The following is an 18,617-nucleotide window of genomic DNA, read 5'->3' on the forward strand; positions in this document are numbered from 1 at the left end:
GGGTGTCGTCGGGTCGGGCTCAGGGCCGGCGGGCCGGGGGTACGCAGCACAACGCCGGGCACGTGTCCCAGGCGGGCAGCTCGCCGAGACGGCGGCGCAGCCGCTCGCCGTCCGGGGCGGTACGTTCCAGCACCAGCTCGCGGACCATCGACACGAACCGCGGGTCGACGCCCGGCGTACCGGCCCGGACGAAGTCCAGGCCGAGCTGCTTGGCCGTCTCCAGCGCCTCGGTGTCCAGGTCCCACACCACCTCCAGGTGGTCGGAGACGAAGCCGATCGGGCTGACCACCACGCTCGTCACGCCCTGCTCGGGCAGGGTGGCCAGGTGGTCGTTGACGTCCGGCTCCAGCCACGGCACCTGCGGCGGGCCGGACCGGCTCTGCCAGACCAGGTCGTACGCCAGGTCCGGCGCGGCCGCGGCGTGCACCAGCCGGGCGACCTCCTCCAGCTGGGCGGTGTACCGGCCGCCGTGCGGGCCGGCGGAGGCCGCCGCCGACATCGGGACCGAGTGCGCGGTGAAGACCAGCCGGGTGCTGTCCCGCCTCGCGGGGTCGAGCTGGGCGAGCGCGGCGCGGACCGCGTCGGCGTGCGGCTCGATGAAGCCGGGGTGGTCCCAGAACTGGCGCAGCTTCTCGATCAGCGGGGCGTCCGGGCCGACCGCGGCGCGGGCCGAGGCGATGTCCTCCTGGTACTGCCGGCAGGAGGAGTAGCCGCCGTACGCGCTGGTGACGAACGCCAGCGCCCGGGTGATCCCGTCGTCGCGCATCCGCGCGACGGTGTCGGCGAGCATCGGGTCCCAGTTGCGGTTGCCCCAGTAGACGGGCAGGTCGAGGCCGTTGGCGGCGAAGTCCGCGCGGATCGCCGCGAGCAGGTCGCGGCACTGCTGGTTGATCGGTGACACCCCGCCGAAGTGCAGGTAGTGCTCGGCGACCTCGGCCAGCCGCTCCGGCGGCACCCCCCGTCCCCGGGTCACGTTCTGCAGGAACGGGAGAACGTCCTCGGGCCGCTCCGGGCCGCCGAAGGAGACCAGCACCAACGCGTCGTACGCCATGGGGTCCATTGTTCCTCGCCCGCCGTGACGGCGTGGCGACGCCCCCTGGTCGGCACGGTGACCACCCGGGCATGGGGTGTTAAGAAGGGCCCCTTCCTATGCACGAGGCGTTAAGAAGGGGCCCTTCCTTACACCTCAGGCGCCGATGGCGTGGTAGCCGCCGTCGACGTGGACGATCTCGCCGGTGGTGGCCGGGAACCAGTCCGACAGCAGCGCCAGGCAGGCCCGGGCGGCCGGCTCCTGGTCGGTGAGGCTCCAGCCCAGCGGGGCCCGCTCGGTCCAGGCGTCCTCGAACTGGTCGAAGCCGGGGATGGACTTGGCGGCGATGGTGCGCAGCGGGCCGGCGGCGACCAGGTTGCTGCGGATGCCCTGCTTGCCCAGGTGCAGCGCCAGGTAGCGGGAGGCGGACTCCAGCCCGGCCTTGGCCACGCCCATCCAGTCGTAGACCGGCCAGGCCTTGGTGGCGTCGAAGGTGAGGCCCACCACGGCGCCGCCGGAGGACATCAGCGGCAGCGCGGCCATGGCCAGCGACTTGTACGAGAAGGTGGAGACCTGGAGCGCGGTGGCCACGTCCGCCCACGGGGCGTCGAGGAAGCCGCCGCCGAGGCAGCTCTGCGGGGCGAACCCGATCGAGTGCACCACCCCGTCGAGGCCGTCGACGTGCTCGCGCACCTTGTCGGCCAGGCCGGCCAGGTGCTCCTCGTTGGTGACGTCCAGCTCGATCACCGGCGCCGGTTCGGGCAGCCGCTTGGCGATCCGCTCCACCAGGGAGAGCCGGCCGTAGCCGGTGAGCACGACCTGTGCGCCGTTCTCCTGGGCGAGTTTCGCCACCGAGAAGGCGATCGAGGCGTCGGTGATGACGCCGGTGACCAGCAGTCGCTTACCGGCGAGAAGTCCGGACATTGCGTGTCTCCTCCGTGCTCTGCTCAGTGACCCATGCCCAGGCCGCCGTCGACCGGGATGACAGCGCCGGTGACGTAGGCGGCCGCGTCCGAGGCGAGCCAGGTGACGACGCCCGCGACCTCGTCCGGGGTGGCCATCCGCCCGGCCGGGATCGCCTTGCGCAGCTCGGCCTTGCGTTCCTCGGGCAGCCCGGCGGTCATGTCGGTGTCGATGAAGCCGGGCGCCACCACGTTCGCGGTGATGTTGCGGCTGCCCAGCTCGCGGGTGATCGAGCGGGCCACGCCGATCAGGCCGGCCTTGCTGGCCGCGTAGTTGACCTGGCCCGCGCCGCCGAAGAGGCCGACCACCGAGGAGATGAAGATCATCCGGCCCCACCGGTTCCGGAGCATCTTCGTCGAGGCCCGCTTGGCAACCCGGAACGAGCCGCTCAGGTTGGTGTCGAGCACGCGGGTGAACTGCTCCTCGGACATCCGCATGAGCAGCGTGTCGTCGGTGATGCCGGCGTTGGCGACGAGCACCTCCACCGGGCCCAGCTCGGCCTCGACCGCGGTGAACGCGGCGTCGACCGACTCGGCGTCGGTCACGTCGCACCGCACCCCGAACAGGCCCTCCGGGGCCTCGCCGCTCCGGTACGTGACGGCCACCCGGTCGCCCTGCTTGACGAAGGCCTGCGCGATGGCCAGGCCGATCCCCCGGTTGCCGCCGGTCACCAGCACCGTACGGGCCACGGATCCCCCTTTTGCTCCAGTGATCTCTCGGTCCGGTCGGAGCCTAGGGGTTACCGGTAGGTAAGCGCTAACCCGAGCAGGTCACACGGCCGCTCCAGCCGGATCGACGGCCGCGCGCGCGACACCGCACACCCCCGGTGTACGATCACCGGGTCTGCGGGCCGGTCTGCGCCCGCGTTCCGGGCCCCGCCGACCGTTGGAGGTGATCGCTGTGCGAGATAGCGATCCTCCCAGTCGTGGCCGGGCCCACCGTCAGCCCCGCTGAGCCACGGCTCGGTCGACGCGGCTGACCCGCTTCCCGCCCCTCGCACCGCATCCGCTCTCCGGCGCCCACGCCGGGGGTGGCCCTGCCGCGCGGCGGAGCACCCGGTCACGACTTCGTGCGCGTACGCCCCGACCCCCACGGCCCCTCACCGGGCCGACTGTCGCCACGGAGCACACCCATGAGCCGTTACGTCGCCCCACTGGGTTTCACCCTCGCCGCCGTCTGGGTGGCCGTCCTGTTCGTGCTGGCCGGCGGCGGTCACTGACCACCGCCGGCCGAGCCCGGCTCAGACCAGCCGGGACGTCCAGAGCAGACTCAGCCCGCCCGCGCACAGCGCCAGCAGCAGGGCGATTCCCGCGTACCACTGGGTGATCTCGCGCGGCTCCGTCCGGTAGCCGATCGAGCTGCCCATGTCCTGGTAGACCTGCTTCAGCTCGCTGGCCGACGCGGCCTCGTAGAAGAAGCCCTGCGTGGTCTCCGCGAGCTGGGACAGCGCGGTGCGGTCCACCGGCACCCGCTGGAGCTGCCCGCCGATGTCGACCTGCCCCGAGTCGGTGCCGAACGCGATGGTGGACACCGGCACGTTCGCCGCCTGCGCCGCCGCGGCGGCCTCCTCCACCGACCGGCCGGAGGTCCGGTAGCCGTCGGACAGCAGCACGATGCGGGCCGGCGGGATGCCCGCCGCGCCGTCGGCCGGCACCGACCGGATCGCCTCCAGGCACGTGAAGACCGCCTCGCCGGTGGCTGTCGCCTCGGCCAGCACCAGCCCGTCGATGGCGGCGTTCACCGCCGCCCGGTCCTTGGTCGGCGGCACGAGCACGTTCGCCGACTTCGCGAACGACACGAGCCCCAGGTTGTAGCTCTCCGGCAGCTCGCCGACGAACTGCTTGGCCGCCTCCTGCGCCGCCTCCAGGCGGTTCGGCGACACGTCGTCGGCCTGCATCGACAGCGACACGTCGATGGCGAGCATGACGGTGGCCCGCTCCAGCGGCTCGCGGGTGTCGATCGCCGGGCGGGCCAGGCCGGTCGCCAGCACCAGCAGGCAGAGCAGGAACGCGGTGGCCGCCACGTGCCGCCGCCAGCCCAGTCCCTTGGGCGCGACGGTACGCAGCAGGTCGACGTTCGTGAACCGCAGCGCGTACTGCTGGCGGTGCAGTTGCCGCCAGACGTACGCGGCGGCGAGGGCGAGCACCGGCAGCAGGGCCAGCAGCCACCACGGTTGCAGAAATCGGATCATCGAGTCGTCCCTCGGGTGCGGGCGTGCCGCTGCGCGGCGACGAAACGCACCATGTCCAGCAGCCAGTCTCGGTCGGTACGCAGGCGCAGGTGGGCCGCGCCCGCGGCGCGCAGCTCGGCGGCGATCGCCCCGCGCTGGGCGACCGCCGCCTCGGCGTACCGCCGGCGCAGGCCCGGGTCGGCGGTCTGCACCTCGTGCAGCTCGCCGCTCTCCGGGTCGACCACCGGCAGCACCCCCACGTCGGGCAGTTCCAACTCCCGCGGGTCGACCACCTCCACGGCCAGCACGTCGTGGCGGACCCGCAGCTTACGCAGCGGCCGGCCCCACTGCGGCGGTGGCGCGAGGAAGTCGGAGATGACCACCGCCACGCCGCGCCGCCGGGGCGGCCGGTTGAGCATGTCGACGAGTGCGCCGAGGTCGCTGCGACCCGGCCGGATCTCGGCGCCGGCCACCGCCCGCAGCAGTCCCTGGGCCTCCTTGCGGCCGGAGCGGGCGGGCAGCCGCAGCAGCGTCCCCGGGCCGCCGGCCCCGCCGGTGCCGACGACGGCGCCGATCCGGTTGCCGCCCCGCACGGTGAGGTGGGCCAACGCGGCGACGGCGGCGATCGCCACGTCCCGCTTGAGCCACCGCCCGGTGCCGAAGTCCAGGCTGGCCGACATGTCGACAGCCAGCCAGGTCTCCAGCTCGCGGTCGGCCACCGTACGCCGCACGTGCGGCATGGTGGTGCGGGCCGTGACCGGCCAGTCCATCCGGCGCACGTCGTCGCCGGGGCGGTACTCCCGGGACTCCCCCGCCTCGCTGCCCGGGCCGGGCAGCAGCCCGGCGTAGTCGCCCTGGAGCAGCCCGTCCAGCTTGCGGGTGACCATGAGCTGGAGACGGGCCAGCACGGCCCCGGAGCGGTCGCCGGTGGCGAGCCGGGTGGGCGGGGTCACGGCCGCTGCCCGGGCCATCCGTTGTGCGGCACTGCCGGTGGCGGTGTGGCCTGCTGGCGGGGCGCGACGGCGGGCAGCGGGATGGTCGACATCACCCGGTGCACGATGTGGTCGGCCGGTACGTCGTCGGCGAGCGCGTCGTAGCTGAGCACCAGCCGGTGCCGCAGGATGTCCGGCGCGATGTCCTGCACGTCCTGCGGCAGCGCGTAGTCGCGTCCGCGCAGCAGCGCCAGCGCGCGGGTGGCCCGGACCAGGCCGAGCGAGGCGCGCGGGCTGGCGCCGTACTGGATGAGCTGGGCGACGTCGGGCATGCCGTGCTCGGCGGGCGCCCGGGTGGCGAGCACCAGCCGGACCGCGTAGTCGACGAGCGCGTTGTGCACGAAGACCTGGTCGGCCTTGTGCTGCAGCGCGATCAGCTCCGGAGTGTCGAACACCCGCACCGGCTCGGGCGGGGCGACGCCCATCCGGTAGACGATCTCGCGTTCCTCGGCGTCGGTCGGGTAGCCCACGACGATCTTCATGAGGAAGCGGTCCCGCTGCGCCTCCGGCAGCGGGTAGACGCCCTCCTGCTCGATGGGGTTCTGGGTGGCCATCACCAGGAACGGGTCCGGCACCCGGTGGCTCTCGCCACCGATGGAGACCTGCCGCTCGCTCATCACCTCCAGCAGCGCCGACTGCACCTTCGCCGGCGCGCGGTTGATCTCGTCGGCGAGCAGGAAGTTGACGAAGACCGGGCCCAGCTCGACGTCGAACTTCTCGGTGGACTGCCGGTAGATCCGGGTGCCCATGATGTCGGCGGGCACCAGGTCCGGGGTGAACTGGACCCGGGCGAACGATCCGCCGACGACCCGGGCCAGGGTCTCCACGGCGAGCGTCTTGGCCACCCCGGGTACGCCCTCCAGCAGGCAGTGACCCCGGGCCAGCAGCGCGACGAACATCCGCTCGACCATCCGGTCCTGGCCGACGATCACCCGCTTGATCTCGAACAGCGCCCGCTCCAACAGCGTGGCGTCCTGGGCCGGGGTGGTGGCCGCCGGGGGCGGGCCGTCCGGCGCCGCCTCGGTCGGGTTCGGCACGTCGGGTGTGGTCGGCTGGGCCACCGGTCCTCCACAGCAGGGTCGTCGTCGCGGCGTGGTGCGTATCAAGACTGTCATGCCTCGCTGAGAGCCGAGGGTGGGAGAGGCACGATTTTCGCCGCGCCGTCCGGCCACGCCGTACCGCCGCACGGAAAACGCTGAACACGGGTGGACAACAAGGGGTCCGCAGTGTGTACGATTCACCCCGTCGCCGGGCGGCTCCCCCCGTGGCCGCCCGGCGCTAAACTCCCGGCGTGCGACGCCTAGACTCGCCCCGGTGACGACTCCCAACCCCCCGGACGACGCGCTGATCTGCTCGGCGCGGGGATGTCGCGCTCCCGCCGAGTTTCAGCTCCGCTGGCACAATCCCCGCCTGCACGCGCCCGACCGACGCAAGACCTGGCTCGCCTGCGCGGCGCACCGGAGCACCCTCGGCGACTTCCTCGACGCACGCGGCTTCCTCCGCGAGGTGGTCCCGCTGCCGGGATCGCCTACGCTCGGAGCGTGAGCGAGCAGACGAACCGAGTCCGTACCACCGTCGAACACGGCTGGTCCTCCCGGTGAGCGGTGACGGCCACACCGGGTCCCCGTCCGCCTCGCACAGCGCGCTGGAGCCCTGGCCGGACACGGTCAACTGGCAGCCGATCTCCCGCGACCTGATCTGGGTGGAGCTGATCCGGCTCGGCATCGGGCTGGCGGTGGCGCTCGTGGTGCTCGGCGTCGCCTGGGCGCTGTCCGGGCACTGGCTGCTCGGCGCCGCCGTCGGCGGCGACCAGCTGATCGGCGTCTGGCGGGCGATCACCATCGTGCGCGCGGTCCGCGCCTGGGGGTACGCCGAGCGCGACGACGACCTGCTGGTGCGGCACGGCCTGCTGGTGCGGCGGCTCTCCATCGTGCCGTACTCGCGGATGCAGTTCGTCGACGTGAGCGCCGGTCCGCTGGAGCGTGCCTTCGACCTCGCCACAGTGCAGTTGCACACGGCGGCGGCCGCCAGCGACGCCCGGGTGCCGGGGCTGCGCCCGGCCGAGGCGTCCCGGCTGCGTGACCGGCTCACCGCGCTGGGCGAGGACCGGGCGGAGGGCCTGTGAGCGACCGGAACGACCCCGGCGCGCCGCTGCCCCGGGACGACCGGACCGAGGCGGCGCCCGGATACGGGCCCCCGCCCGGGGCCGGGACGGCATCCGACGCGACGCCCGGGCCGTGGCCCGCGCCCGCTCCGCCGTACCCGGGACCCTGGGGTCCGGCGGCCGCGCCCTCGGCGGACGGCGAGGAACCGCGGCAGCGGCTGCATCCGCTGAGCCCCGCGCTGCACGGCGCGAAGTCACTCGTCGTCGTGATCGCCGGTCTCTCCTGGTCGACGCTGTCGCGGGTCGGGTTCGGCTGGTTCGCCCTGCTGGTCACGGTCTTCGTGCTCGGGGCCACCGTGCTGTCCGTGGTGAGCTGGTGGAACACCGGTTACCACCTGGTGGGCCGTGAGCTGCGCGTGTATGAGGGCCTGCTGTGGCGGCGCACGCGCGCCATCCCGCTGGAACGGTTGCAGGCGGTGGAGGTGGTGCGGCCGCTGCTGGCCCAGCTCACCGGCCTGGCCGAACTGCGGCTCGAGGTGGTCGGCGGAGGCAAGACCGAGGCGCCGCTGGCCTACCTCAGCGTGGCCGAGGCCACCGCGCTGCGGCAGCGGCTGCTCGCGGTCGCCGGCCGGCCCCCGGCGCCCGCCCTGGCCGAGCCCGGCGTGCCGGCCGCCCCGGGTGCGCCGGTCGCGCCCGCGCCGGCCGGACGCCGGCTGCACGTCGTACGCAACCAGGACCTGCTGGTCAGCCAGCTGCTCACACCACAGGCGTTCCTGCTGCCGGTCGGCGTGGTGTTCGTGGGCGCCCAGTTCCTCTCCGAGGGCTCGTGGTCGTTCGTCGCGGTGGCGAGCACGCTCACCGCGATGGCCGGCGTGGTGCTGCAACCGATCCGCCGGGTGCTCGACGACTGGAGTTTCCGGCTCGACCGGGACGACGGCACGCTGCGCGTGCACAACGGGCTGCTGGAGACGCGGGTGCAGACGGTGCCGCTGCACCGGGTGCAGACGGTGCGGGCGACCTGGCCGCTGCTCTGGCGGATGAAGGGCTGGCTGCGGCTGCGCCTGGAGGTGGCCGGTTACTCGGCCGGTGAGCCGGACGACCGTAACCGCCCGGACCGGCTGCTGCCGGTCGGCGACGCCGGCACCGGCGCGATGGTCGTGGCGGAGGTGCTGCCCGGCGTACGCCTGGACGAGCTGCCCGGCACGCCGCCCCCGTCCCGGGCCCGCTGGCTGCGCCCGCTGAGCCGCAAGGTGGTCGGCGCCGGCCTCGACGAGCGGGTCTTCGTGGCCCGGTCCGGGCTGCTGACCCGGCAGCTGACGCTGGTGCCGTACGCCCGGATCCAGAGCGTGCGCGTCACCCAGGGGCCGGCGCAGCGGCTGCTGCGGCTGGCCACCGTGCACGCGGACACCGCGGGCGGGGCCGGGGCAGCGGCGGTCGACCGGGACGTGGCCGACGCCTGGGAGTTGGCCGCGGAGCTGACCGAGCGGTCGCGGGCCGCCCGCGGAGCCGACCACCGACGCTGATCCGGCCGCTCGACGGCGCTCCCCGGCAGCGGGCAGCGGGCGGCGGGCGGCGGGGTCTAGCGTCGCTCGGCCGGCACCGCGTCCCGGTCGTCGGCGTCCCGCTCCGGGGTGTCGGGGTCGGCCACTGTGGCGCCGCCGGTGACGGGCTGCGGCACGTCGGCCGCGACGGCGGGCTCCCCGGCCCGCCGGGCCTGCCGCGCCGCCCACCAGCGCTCGGCCAGGCCGACCACCAGGAACGTCAGGCCCACGTACGCCCAGCCGACCAGCACGTCGATCAGGTAGTGCTCACCGCTGTACATCAGCGTGAACGTCATGGCCAGCGGATACGCCAGCATCAGGGGCCACCAGCGCTTGCGCACCGACCGCATGAAGAACAGCACCACGAACAGCGCGAACGCGGTATGCAGCGACGGCATCGCGGCGACCGGGTTGGAGGCGATCTGCCCGGCGTTGAGCAGGTTGCCCGCGCCGTGCATGCCGATCTCCTTCCAGCCCCGGGTGGAGATCCGCGCGACCTCGGTGAGCAGGCCGTTCTGCGCCGCCCACCACGGCGGCGCGGCCGGGTAGGCGAAGTAGGTGACCAGCCCGGCCGCGCACAGGAAGCCCCAGCGGGACATGTAGGCGATCCAGCGCTGCCGGTTGCGCATCCACAACACGGCCGCGGCGGCGAACGTCGCCACGAAGTGCGAGAAGTAGATCCAGCTCACCAGCACGTCCCACCAGCGCACCTCGGACGGGTCGTACAGGCGCTCCTGGAGCCAGATCGTCGGCACCTCACCGCCGGTGAGCCACCCGGTGAGGAACCGGTCGGCGACGATCAGCTCCATCGCGTGCGGGGTGGCGCCGTTGTCGGCGAAGCCCCGGGACAGGTTGTACGCGGCGAGCAGCAGCACCACCGGGATCCAGTCCCGGGCGAAGCGCAGGTGACTGCGCCACGGGCGGGCCGAGTTCCAGGCGACGGTGCCGGCCCAGATCCACAGGAACGCGTACGCCGGATCGGTGGGCAGGCCGATGCCGAGCCAGGCGGCGACGAACGCGACGCCCCAGATGGTCATCGCGATCACACGGCGGCGCCCGCCGTCGGGCGACTCGGTGGTCGCGTCGGGGGCGGGGGTCGGAGATTGTGTCTGCTCGGCCATCGCGGACAAGGTTAACGGCGGGCGACGAGCGGGCCTGCGGGCGGGCGGGGACGACACGGGCGCGGCGGCTCGGACGCCGGACGGCCCCGGGTCGGCTGCACTAGGCTCGGCCGCATGCAGGAGCAGCCGGAGTCGCCTTTCACACCGGGCCTGACCGCCCGGGTCGAGCTGACCGTGACCGACGCCGACACCGCTCAGGCGGTGGGCTCCGGGGACGTGCCGGTGCTCGGCACCCCCCGGGTGCTGGCGCTGGCCGAGGCGGCGACGGTGGCCGCCACCGCGACCCGGATGCCGTCCGGGTCGACCACCGTCGGCGTACGGGTCGAGCTGGAGCACCGCGCGGCCACGCCGGTCGGGCGTACCGTGGCCGCCCACGCCGAGCTGGTCAAGGTCGACGGGAAGCGACTCGTCTTCGAGGTGACGGTCACCGACGGGCCGACGGTGGCCGCGCAGGGCCGGGTCGAGCGGGCGCTGGTCGACCGGCAGCGCTTCGTCGAGCGGGCCGTCGGCCCGTCATGACCGCCGGCTTCGCCGAGGTCGCCCCCGGCGTGCACGTGCTGCGGGAGCCGCTGCTGGCGGTGAACGTCGTGCTCGTGGTCGGCGACGGCGCGGCGCTGCTGGTGGACACGCTCTCCACCGCCGGGCAGGCCCGGGAGCTGGCGGCGGCGGCGCGGGCGGTGACCCCGCATCCGTGGACGATCGTGAACACGCACCACCATTTCGACCACTGCTTCGGCAACGCCACGCTGGCCGGGCCGGACACCGCGATCTACGCGCACGCCCAGGCCGCGGCGGCGCTGCGGGACGGGCCCGACGCGCTGCGCCGCGCCGCGTACGAGGAGATGCGCGCCGAGCAGCCGGCGCTGGCCGAGGAGCTGGCGCGTACCGAGCTGCGCGCGCCGACGCACGAGGTGGTCGAGGAGACCGTGCTCGACGTCGGGGGCCGCCGGGTGGTGCTGCGCCATCCCGGGCACGGGCACACCGACGCCGATCTGGTGGTGCACGTGCCCGACGCGGACGTGCTGGTCGCGGGCGACCTGGTGGAGCAGAGCGGGCCGCCGGCGTTCGAGGAGTCGTACCCCCTGCAGTGGCCGGACGCGGTGGCCGACCTGTTGCGGCTGACGACGCCCGCGACGGTGGTCGTGCCCGGTCACGGCGAGCCGGTCGGCGCGGACTTCGTCCGGGACCAGCACGCGCAGCTCGCGCGGCAGGCGTGGCTGATCCGCGCCGCGCACACCGGGAGCGCGCCGCCGGAGCGGGTGGCGGCCGAGTCGCCGTTCGGCGCCCGGCCGGGCCTGATCGCGGCCCGGCGCGGCTACGCGGAGCTGGACGGCACGGCCTGACCGGCGGCCGGTCTCAGCCGACGTCGGCGAGGATCTCGCGGAGACGGTTGCGGCACTCGGCGACGAACGCCGGGAAGGTGTGCCAGTAGTAGGAGACACCGCTGGCCGCGACCCCGAGTGCCCAGGCGCGGGCGCGCGCCCAGGTCACGTCGCCCAGGTCGAGCGCCTGCCGGTAGGCGTGCCGGGCCTGCGGTGGCAGGTCCCAGATCGGCGCGTGTTCCGCGTCCGGGAACCCGACGGTCAGCCCGCCGAAGTCGATCACCGCGCACAGCCGGCCGTCGCGTGCCAGCACGTTCGTGGGCTTGAGGTCGGTGTGCAGCCAGACGTGCGGGCCAGTGGGTTCGGGCAGGGTGAGGGCGTCGCGCCAGAGCCGGTGCAGGGTGTCGACGTCCGTCTCGTCGCCGATCCTGCGCCGGCAGTCGTCGAGCGCCGCGCTGACCCAGGTGTCACAGGGGCGCAGGCTGCCGCCGCGGTATCCGCTCAGCGCGTCCGCGCGGGTCGCCCCGAGCAGGTCGGCCGCGTGCAGGTGACGCACGAACACCGCCAGGTCGGCGCCGAGGGCGGCCCAGTCCCGGACCGTGCCGGGCCCGACCTCGTCGCCGTGGATCCACCGCTGCACCGACCACGGCAGCGGGAAGGCGGCGGTCGGCGTCCCGGCGTGGAGCGGTTCCGGCACCGGGTACGGCAGGAGCGGCGCGAGCCGGGGCAGCCACAGCTGTTCCTTGCGCAGCGCGCCGGCTTTCTCCGCGGTCCGGGGCAGCCGGACGAGCAGGTCGTCGCCGAGCCGGTACATGGTGTTGTCGGTCCCGGCGCCGGCCGGGGTCAACGGCAACGCGGCCCACTCGGGGCGCTGGCCGGTCAGCAGTGCCCGGACGATCCCCTCGTCCACAGGTATCTCGTCCTGGTGCAGCATCACCCGGCGATCATCCGGCCCCGGGCGGCGCGGCGGCCACCGGGTTTCCGGACGCGCGGGGGTCCCGCTCGGCGGGCTCCGGCCGGGTGTGTCCCCGCAGCGTGGTGAGCAGCGTGTCGAGGTGCGGGGCGGCGGCCAGGATCGCGTCGCGCGCCGCCGGGTCGAGGTCGGCCAGCGCCTCGGTGAGCAGCGCGGTGCGGTGCCGTTGGTGGTCGGCCATCCGCCGGTGGGCGGCCTCGGTGACGCGCAGCCGGACCACGCGACGGTCGTCGGGGTCGCGGTCGCGGGCCAGCAACCCGGCGTCGGTGAGGTCGCGGACCAGCGTGCTCACCGTGTTGGGGGCCGTGCCGAGGCGCTGGGCCACCTCCTTGCCGCTGATGCCCGGCGTGTCCCGGACGAGCAGGAGCAGTTCCACCTGAGCTTCGGGCAGCGGGTCCCGCCCGGCGCGCGCCGTGGACCGGCGGCGCACGAGCCGGTGCAGCTCCCCGAGGACCGCGCCGAACCGCGCGACCTGCTCGTTCGTCGCCACGGAGTCACCCGCCTCACATCGCAATAGTTCTGACTACAGAGGTAAGGTACCCGAGCACATCGGATCAGGGGGTACCCGCTCGTGAGTCAAGCCGCGCCGCCCGCCGCACGCCCGACCGGCGCCGGCGCCACCGCGTCCACCGGGGGCGCGAGCCTGCTGGTGCTGCTCGGCACGCTCACCGCGATCGGCCCGCTCTCACTCGACATGTACCTGCCCGCGTTCCCGGCCATGACCCGCGACCTCGGCGCCGACCAGGCCGGCATCCAGCTCTCGCTGACCACCTGCCTGATCGGCCTGGCGTTCGGCCAGCTCGTCACCGGGCCACTCAGCGACCGCTGGGGGCGCCGCCGTCCGGTGCTGGTGGGCGTGGTCGCGTACACCGTGCTGGCGCTGGCGTGCGCGGTGGCGCCGAACGCCCCGCTGCTGGCCGCCGTGCGGTTCGCCCAGGGCCTGGCCGGCGGCATGGGCGTGGTGGTCGCCCGCGCCGTGGTCCGCGACCTCTACTCGGGCCGGGACGCCGCGAAGTACTTCTCCCGGCTCACCCTGGTCTTCGGTGTCGCACCGATCGCGGCGCCGGGCGTGGGCAGCCTGGTGCTCCGGTTCGGCTCCTGGCGGGCCGTCTTCCTGGTGCTGGCCGTCATCGGAGCGGTGCTGGCCGTCGCGGTCGCGCTGCGCCTGCCGGAGACGCTGCCGGCCGAGCGCCGCAGCACCGGCGGGCTGGGGGCCACCGCCCGGACCATGCGGTCGCTGCTCGCCGACCGGGTCTACCTCGGGTACGCGCTGACCCAGGGCTTCGCCTTCGCCGGGCTGTTCGCGTACATCTCGGGGTCGTCGTTCGTGTTCCAGGACGTCTTCGGCGTCTCCGCGGCGGTGTACAGCGTCATCTTCGGTGCCAACGCGCTCGCCCTGGTGGCCGTGGGGCAGCTGAACGCCCGGCTGCTCGACCGGTTCCCGCCGCGCCGGCTGCTGGTCACCGCGCTGGCGGTCGGCCTGGTCGCCGCGGCCGGCGTCCTGACCGGCGCGCTGACCGCCGGCCTCGCGCTGACCGCGGTGGCGCTGTTCGGGTACGTCGGCGCGCTGGGCATGGTGACGCCGAACAGCACGGCGCTGGCGCTGGACGCGCACGCCCGCCACGCCGGCACCGCCGCCGCACTGATGGGCGGCATCCAGTCGGTGGTCGGCGCGGTGGCCGCGCCCCTGGTCGGGCTCGGCGGCGAGGGCAGCGCGCTGCCGATGGCCACGGTCCTGGCCGGCGCCGCTGTCCTCACCCTGGTCACCGTCCTGACGATGACCCGCACGCGCGCGGGGTGAGCGCGGCGCGGGGTGAGTGCGTTAAGAAGGGGCCCCTTCTCTACCTGAGGCGTTAAGAAGGGGCCCTTCCTTTCACGCGAAGCGGGTGGTCACCTCGGCGCGGGTGGGCATGGCGGTGGCGCCGCCCGGGGACTCGCAGACCACCGCGGCCACCCGCAGCGCGAACGCCACCCGGTCCCGCCAGCCGATCGGATCGGCCGGCTCACCCGCGGCCAGCAGCTCGGCCACCAGCGCGCCCATCACCGAGTCCCCCGCGCCTGTCGCGTCCACCGCGGCGACCTTCGGGGCGGGCACGCGTACCACGTCGTCGGCGGCGGCGACCAGCGCGCCGTCCGCGCCGAGCGTGACCACCACCGTGCTCGCGCCCAGTTCCCGCAGGTACGCGGCCACGCCCTCGACCGGCTCGTGCGGGTAGAGCACCCGCGCGTCGGCGGAACTGAGCTTGACCAGGTGCGCCGCGGCGGCGAACTCGGCGACCACCGCGCGCAGCCCGTCCAGCGCGCCCGGGGCGGTGAGCAGGCTGGGACGGACGTTCGGGTCGAACACCCGCAGCCCGCCGGCGATCGACCAGGCGCGGCGGGCGGCGGCCAGCACCGGCGGGTCGAGCAGCACGATCGAGCCGCAGTAGACCACGTCCGCGCCCTCGACCAGCGCCACGTCCAGATCGTCCGGGCCGAGCAGCGCGTACGAGCGGGGCTCGCCGTAGAAGCGGAACTCCGGCTCGGGACCGGCGAAGGTGGCCACCGCGAGCGCGGTCGGAGCCGGCACCGTCACCGCCCCGGCCACGTCCACTCCGGCGCCGGTGAGGAAGGCGCGGATCCGCCCGGCCAGGGCGTCGTCGCCGAGCGACCCGACGAACCGCGCGTCCCCGCCGAGCCGGGCGATCGCCACCGCCACGTTGAGCGGCCCGCCGCCGATCGCCTGCCGGTAGACGGGCTCTCCGTCGTGCTCGGCGTCGAGCAGGTCCACGAGCGCCTCGCCGAGCACCACCGCGTACCCCATCCTGGCTCCCCTCGTCGTCCTCCCCCGATCCTGGCGTATGCCGGGCACCCGGCGCGCCGGGACCCTGGCATCGAGCAGCACCTATTGCGGGCCGCGCCCGGACGTGGTGGGATGGCGGTGCCGGGTGACGACGCGGGGGCTGCCGCGTCACCGGCCGCCGGGTCGATCCGACGCGAGGGCATCCACGGTCCGTTGGGCAACGGACCGCAGACGGTGCGCGCCCGTCGACGGCCCCGGCCGCACGCTGACCGGGCGCGGGCACCGCGATCGTCGCATCCGCTCGTCGCAGCGGGGCGGGCCGAACCGGGCCACGCTCCGCGAGTCAGGAGATCCCCGTGCACCGAACCCGAGCCCGTACGGCCGCGTTGCTCACCGCGGCCGCCACCCTGACCCTGGGCGCGTTCGCCCTGGTCACCAACTCCGGACCGGCGGCCGCGCACGGCGCGGCCATGACGCCGGGCGCCCGCACCTACCTGTGCTGGAAGGACGGCCTCACCGGAACCGGTGAGATCCGGCCGAACAACCCCGCCTGCTCGTCGGCGGTGGCCGAGAGCGGGGCGAACTCGCTGTACAACTGGTTCAGCGTGCTGCGCTCCGACGCCGGCGGGCGCACCGTCGGGTTCATCCCCGACGGCAAGCTGTGCAGCGGCGGCAACCCCGGCTTCAGCGGGTACGACGCGGCGCGCAACGACTGGCCGCTCACGCACCTGACGGCCGGGCGGTCGATCGAGTTCCGGTACAGCAACTGGGCCCACCACCCGGGCACGTTCTACTTCTACGTGACCAAGGACAGCTGGAGCCCGAACCGGCCGCTGGCCTGGAGCGACCTGGAGGAGCAGCCGTTCCTGCAGGTCACCAACCCGCCGCAGCGCGGCGCTGTGGGCACCAACGACGGCCACTACTACTTCAGCGGCAACCTGCCGTCGAACAAGAGCGGCCGGCACATCATCTACTCGCGCTGGGTCCGCTCGGACAGCCAGGAGAACTTCTTCGGCTGCTCGGACGTGACGTTCGACGGCGGTAACGGCGAGGTGACCGGGATCGGCTCGGGCGGCAGCAACCCCCCGACGACCGCGCCGCCGACCACCGCGCCGCCGACGACCGCGCCCCCGACCACCGCGCCCCCGACGACCGCGCCGCCGACCTCGCCTCCGCCGGTGACGACCAGCCCGACCATGCCGTCGGGCTCCTGCATGGCGGTGTACAAGGTGGTCACCGCCTGGGGTGGCGGCTTCCAGGGCGAAGTGACGATCATGAACCACAGCACCCGGACGTACTCCGGGTGGACCGCGAACTGGACCTGGCCCAGCGGCCAGACCATCAACCAGGTGTGGAACGGCACGTTGAGCGGCAGCGGGGCGTCGGTGAGCGTCTCCAACGCCGCCTACAACGGCAGCGTCCCGCCGGAGGGCACCACGACGTTCGGCTTCACGGCGAACTTCTCCGGCACCAACTCCCTGCCGACAGTCACCTGCACCGGTCGCTGATCACGCACTGAGAAGGGCCCCCGGGGAACATCCCGGGGGCCCTTCCTCGTCACGCTCGGGTCAGCGGACCATGCTGCCGACGACCGGCTTGGTGAGCAGCGCGGACTGGTTGCGCTGGATGCCCGGGTCGAGCGTCTTGGCCACGAAGATGGCGTGCCAGATGCAGAAGATCAGCACGGTCCACACCTTGCGGGAGTGGTCGGCCTCCTCCCGCTTGTGCTCCTCCAGCAGGCGCATCGCGTACGACAGGTCGATCAGGTCGCCCGCGCCTGAGGTGGACAGCACGTGCCGCGCCCACTCGTACATCTCGCCGCGCAGCCAGACCCGGGTCGGGGTCGGGAAGCCCAGCTTCTTGCGGTTGACGATGGCCGGCGGCACGACGCCCTGCAGGGCCTGGCGCATCGCGTACTTGGTGGCCTCGGAGCGGGGCGGCAGCTTAAGGTCGACCGGGATGCCGGCGGCGACGTTGAACACCTCCCGGTCCAGGAACGGCACCCGCACCTCCAGCGAGTGCGCCATCGAGATCCGGTCGGCCTTGACCAGGATGTCGCCGCGCAGCCAGGTGTAGAGGTCGACGTACTGCATCTTGGTGACGTCGTCCAGCTCGGTGCACTCGGCGTAGATCGGCGCGGTCACGTCCGTGTAGCGCACCGAGGGGTCGTAGCGGCGCAGCAGGTGCTGCTTCTCCTCCTCGGTGAACATCCGGGCGTTGCCGTAGTAGCGCTGCTCGATCGGGGTGGTGCCGCGCTCCAGGAAGCTCTTGCCCTTGACCCCCTGCGGGAAGGCCTTGGACACCGCGCGCAGGCCCTTCTGCACGCCGTCGGGCAGGCTGTTCACCGCGTTGAGCGACAGCGGCTCCCGGTAGATCGTGTAGCCGCCGAAGAACTCGTCCGCGCCCTCGCCGGAGAGCACCACTGTGACGTGCTCGGCGGCCTTCTTCGCCACGAAGTAGAGCGGCACCAGCGCCGGGTCGGCGACCGGGTCGTCCAGGTGCCAGACGATCTTCGGCAGCGCGTCGATCATGTCCTGCGGCCCGATCTTGGTCGGGATGGTGGTCACGTCGAGGTGCCGGGCCGAGTCCTGGGCCACGTCGATCTCGGAGTAGCCGGGCACGTCGTAGCCGACGGTGAAGGTGAGGATGTTCGGGTTGAACTCGCGGGCCAGCGCCACCACGGCGGTGGAGTCGATGCCGCTGGACAGGAACGAGCCGACCGGCACGTCCGAGCGCATGTGCATCCGGACGCTCTCCCGCAGCGTCTCCCGGATGTCGTGGTAGAGCCGCTGCTCGTCGGAGACCGGGGCCGGGCGGAACACCGGCCGGTACCAGCGGCGCACCTCGATGCGGCCGCCCGGGGTCCAGGTCAGGTACTCCCCCGAGCCGATCCGGCTGATCCCCTTGTGCAGCGTGCCCGGCTCCGGCACGTACTGCAGCGTCAGGTAGTGGCTCAGGTTCGCGGTGTCGATGCCCGCGTCGCCCTGGTACGCCGAATGCGCGAACGGCAGCAGCGCCTTCTTCTCCGAGGCGAGATAGAGGCCGTCCTGAGTCTCCAGGTAGTGCAGCGGCTTGATGCCGAAGTAGTCGCGCGCGCCGAAGGCCCGCCGCTCCTGCCGGTCCCAGATGACGAACGCGAACATGCCGCGCAGCTTGGTGAGCACCTGCTCACCCCAGTAGTGGTAGCCGGCGACGATCACCTCGCCGTCGCCGTTGGTGGCGAACTGGGCGCCGTAGTCGCGGATCAGCTCCTCACGCAGCTCGATGTAGTTGTAGATCTCGCCGTTGAAGGTGAGCAGGTAACGCCCGCCCGCGTACGGCAGGGGCTCGTGGCTCAGCGCCACGTCGATGATCGCCAGGCGCTTGTGCGCGAACACGCCGTCCGCGTACCGGCCGGAGGCGTCGCCGACCACCTCGACCCCGGTCTCGTCCGGGCCACGGTGGTGCAGGCACTCCAGTGCGCCGGCGATGTTGTCGCGGTGGGCGGCGGCGTCGCCGCGCGCGCTGAAGAAGGCCAGGAGTCCGCACATGGCCGCCATCTTTCCACGCGCCGGAAGCCACCGTCGCGGCACCGCAGGCACCTCCCGCTGTCGTGCGCGCGGTACCGTCTGGACCAGCG

18 protein-coding genes are annotated in these 18,617 nt (G+C 73.7%); 7 read left to right on the plus strand and 11 right to left on the minus strand.

The window, feature by feature from the left end:
- Positions 1-19 precede the first annotated feature (19 nt).
- The 6 genes from MicB006_RS16075 to MicB006_RS16100 all read right to left on the minus strand — a co-directional run bounded on the left by MicB006_RS16075 (position 20) and on the right by MicB006_RS16100 (position 6,216).
- Positions 20-1,051, minus strand: coding sequence for a ferrochelatase (locus MicB006_RS16075; RefSeq protein WP_116511468.1), 1,032 nt, complete (start codon positions 1,049-1,051; stop codon positions 20-22).
- A gap of 135 nt (positions 1,052-1,186) precedes the next feature.
- Positions 1,187-1,954 (minus strand): enoyl-ACP reductase FabI, encoded by a 768-nt coding sequence (gene fabI, locus MicB006_RS16080; RefSeq protein ID WP_073831344.1) that lies wholly within the window; start codon positions 1,952-1,954, stop codon positions 1,187-1,189.
- A 23-nt stretch (positions 1,955-1,977) separates the two neighbouring features.
- A complete protein-coding gene (gene fabG / locus MicB006_RS16085) occupies positions 1,978-2,682 on the minus strand; it encodes a beta-ketoacyl-ACP reductase (RefSeq protein ID WP_116507151.1) in 705 nt (234 codons plus the stop codon).
- 551 nt (positions 2,683-3,233) lie between these two features.
- Positions 3,234-4,184 (minus strand): VWA domain-containing protein, encoded by a 951-nt coding sequence (locus MicB006_RS16090; RefSeq protein ID WP_116507153.1) that lies wholly within the window; start codon positions 4,182-4,184, stop codon positions 3,234-3,236.
- The gene (locus tag MicB006_RS16095) at positions 4,181-5,134 is read right to left on the minus strand and encodes a DUF58 domain-containing protein (protein WP_116507155.1); all 954 of its coding nucleotides are present in this window, start codon (positions 5,132-5,134) and stop codon (positions 4,181-4,183) included. The genes MicB006_RS16090 and MicB006_RS16095 overlap by 4 nt, the downstream gene beginning before the upstream one ends.
- Complete coding sequence (locus MicB006_RS16100; protein WP_116507157.1) at positions 5,113-6,216, minus strand: MoxR family ATPase; 1,104 nt, start codon at positions 6,214-6,216, stop codon at positions 5,113-5,115. Before MicB006_RS16100 ends, MicB006_RS16095 begins: the two co-directional genes overlap by 22 nt.
- A gap of 253 nt (positions 6,217-6,469) precedes the next feature.
- Here MicB006_RS16100 and MicB006_RS16105 point away from each other — a divergent pair, with 253 nt between their 5' ends.
- Genes MicB006_RS16105 through MicB006_RS16115 form a run of 3 tightly spaced genes read left to right on the plus strand, consistent with a single transcriptional unit; the run spans position 6,470 to position 8,782 of the window.
- Positions 6,470-6,700: a hypothetical protein gene (locus tag MicB006_RS16105; protein WP_073831349.1), complete on the plus strand. Its 231-nt coding sequence runs from the start codon at positions 6,470-6,472 to the stop codon at positions 6,698-6,700.
- Between the two features lie 52 nt (positions 6,701-6,752).
- On the plus strand, positions 6,753-7,280 hold the full coding sequence (locus MicB006_RS16110; protein WP_116507159.1) for a PH domain-containing protein: 528 nt from the start codon (positions 6,753-6,755) through the stop codon (positions 7,278-7,280).
- A complete protein-coding gene (locus tag MicB006_RS16115) occupies positions 7,277-8,782 on the plus strand; it encodes a PH domain-containing protein (RefSeq protein ID WP_370013337.1) in 1,506 nt (501 codons plus the stop codon). The genes MicB006_RS16110 and MicB006_RS16115 overlap by 4 nt, the downstream gene beginning before the upstream one ends.
- Positions 8,783-8,838: 56 nt before the next feature.
- On the opposite strand, the gene MicB006_RS16120 is transcribed toward MicB006_RS16115, so the two are convergent.
- Positions 8,839-9,921 (minus strand): phosphatase PAP2 family protein, encoded by a 1,083-nt coding sequence (locus MicB006_RS16120; RefSeq protein WP_116507161.1) that lies wholly within the window; start codon positions 9,919-9,921, stop codon positions 8,839-8,841.
- A 114-nt stretch (positions 9,922-10,035) separates the two neighbouring features.
- Between MicB006_RS16120 and MicB006_RS16125 the strand changes: the two genes are divergently transcribed.
- Entirely contained in the window at positions 10,036-10,440 is a 405-nt protein-coding gene (locus tag MicB006_RS16125) for a thioesterase family protein (RefSeq protein ID WP_073831352.1), read from the plus strand.
- Positions 10,437-11,264, plus strand: coding sequence for an MBL fold metallo-hydrolase (locus tag MicB006_RS16130; RefSeq protein WP_116507163.1), 828 nt, complete (start codon positions 10,437-10,439; stop codon positions 11,262-11,264). The genes MicB006_RS16125 and MicB006_RS16130 overlap by 4 nt, the downstream gene beginning before the upstream one ends.
- Positions 11,265-11,277: 13 nt before the next feature.
- On the opposite strand, the gene MicB006_RS16135 is transcribed toward MicB006_RS16130, so the two are convergent.
- Positions 11,278-12,177 carry an aminoglycoside phosphotransferase family protein gene (locus MicB006_RS16135; protein ID WP_192900298.1) on the minus strand — a complete coding sequence of 300 codons (900 nt, stop codon included), beginning with the start codon at positions 12,175-12,177 and terminating at the stop codon, positions 11,278-11,280.
- A gap of 10 nt (positions 12,178-12,187) precedes the next feature.
- On the minus strand, positions 12,188-12,706 hold the full coding sequence (locus tag MicB006_RS16140; protein WP_116507166.1) for a MarR family winged helix-turn-helix transcriptional regulator: 519 nt from the start codon (positions 12,704-12,706) through the stop codon (positions 12,188-12,190).
- Positions 12,707-12,787: 81 nt separating this feature from the next.
- Between MicB006_RS16140 and MicB006_RS16145 the strand changes: the two genes are divergently transcribed.
- The gene (locus MicB006_RS16145) at positions 12,788-14,017 is read left to right on the plus strand and encodes a multidrug effflux MFS transporter (protein WP_073831356.1); all 1,230 of its coding nucleotides are present in this window, start codon (positions 12,788-12,790) and stop codon (positions 14,015-14,017) included.
- A gap of 72 nt (positions 14,018-14,089) precedes the next feature.
- Here MicB006_RS16145 and MicB006_RS16150 read toward each other — a convergent pair whose 3' ends face one another.
- Positions 14,090-15,019 (minus strand): carbohydrate kinase, encoded by a 930-nt coding sequence (locus MicB006_RS16150; RefSeq protein WP_116507168.1) that lies wholly within the window; start codon positions 15,017-15,019, stop codon positions 14,090-14,092.
- 335 nt (positions 15,020-15,354) lie between these two features.
- Here MicB006_RS16150 and MicB006_RS16155 point away from each other — a divergent pair, with 335 nt between their 5' ends.
- Positions 15,355-16,506 (plus strand): lytic polysaccharide monooxygenase, encoded by a 1,152-nt coding sequence (locus MicB006_RS16155; protein ID WP_116507170.1) that lies wholly within the window; start codon positions 15,355-15,357, stop codon positions 16,504-16,506.
- Positions 16,507-16,566: 60 nt separating this feature from the next.
- Here the strand turns inward: MicB006_RS16155 and asnB are convergent, their stop codons facing one another.
- The gene (gene asnB, locus MicB006_RS16160) at positions 16,567-18,528 is read right to left on the minus strand and encodes an asparagine synthase (glutamine-hydrolyzing) (RefSeq protein WP_116511472.1); all 1,962 of its coding nucleotides are present in this window, start codon (positions 18,526-18,528) and stop codon (positions 16,567-16,569) included.
- Positions 18,529-18,617: the final 89 nt, after the last annotated feature.

This window comes from Micromonospora sp. B006, assembly GCF_003408515.1.
GTDB classification, from domain to species: Bacteria; Actinomycetota; Actinomycetes; order Mycobacteriales; family Micromonosporaceae; genus Micromonospora; species Micromonospora echinospora_A.

Bases quoted from the DNA above. Each gene is read 5' to 3' on its own strand.
- MicB006_RS16135 (WP_192900298.1), bottom strand. From the start codon at position 12,177: ATGCTGCACCAGGACGAGATACCTGTGGACGAGGGGATCGTCCGGGCA.
- MicB006_RS16095 (WP_116507155.1), bottom strand. From the start codon at position 5,134: ATGGCCCGGGCAGCGGCCGTGACCCCGCCCACCCGGCTCGCCACCGGC.
- asnB (WP_116511472.1), bottom strand. From the start codon at position 18,528: ATGTGCGGACTCCTGGCCTTCTTCAGCGCGCGCGGCGACGCCGCCGCC.
- MicB006_RS16075 (WP_116511468.1), bottom strand. From the start codon at position 1,051: ATGGCGTACGACGCGTTGGTGCTGGTCTCCTTCGGCGGCCCGGAGCGG.
- MicB006_RS16120 (WP_116507161.1), bottom strand. From the start codon at position 9,921: ATGGCCGAGCAGACACAATCTCCGACCCCCGCCCCCGACGCGACCACC.
- MicB006_RS16125 (WP_073831352.1), top strand. From the start codon at position 10,036: ATGCAGGAGCAGCCGGAGTCGCCTTTCACACCGGGCCTGACCGCCCGG.
- MicB006_RS16130 (WP_116507163.1), top strand. From the start codon at position 10,437: ATGACCGCCGGCTTCGCCGAGGTCGCCCCCGGCGTGCACGTGCTGCGG.
- fabI (WP_073831344.1), bottom strand. From the start codon at position 1,954: ATGTCCGGACTTCTCGCCGGTAAGCGACTGCTGGTCACCGGCGTCATC.
- MicB006_RS16150 (WP_116507168.1), bottom strand. From the start codon at position 15,019: ATGGGGTACGCGGTGGTGCTCGGCGAGGCGCTCGTGGACCTGCTCGAC.
- MicB006_RS16090 (WP_116507153.1), bottom strand. From the start codon at position 4,184: ATGATCCGATTTCTGCAACCGTGGTGGCTGCTGGCCCTGCTGCCGGTG.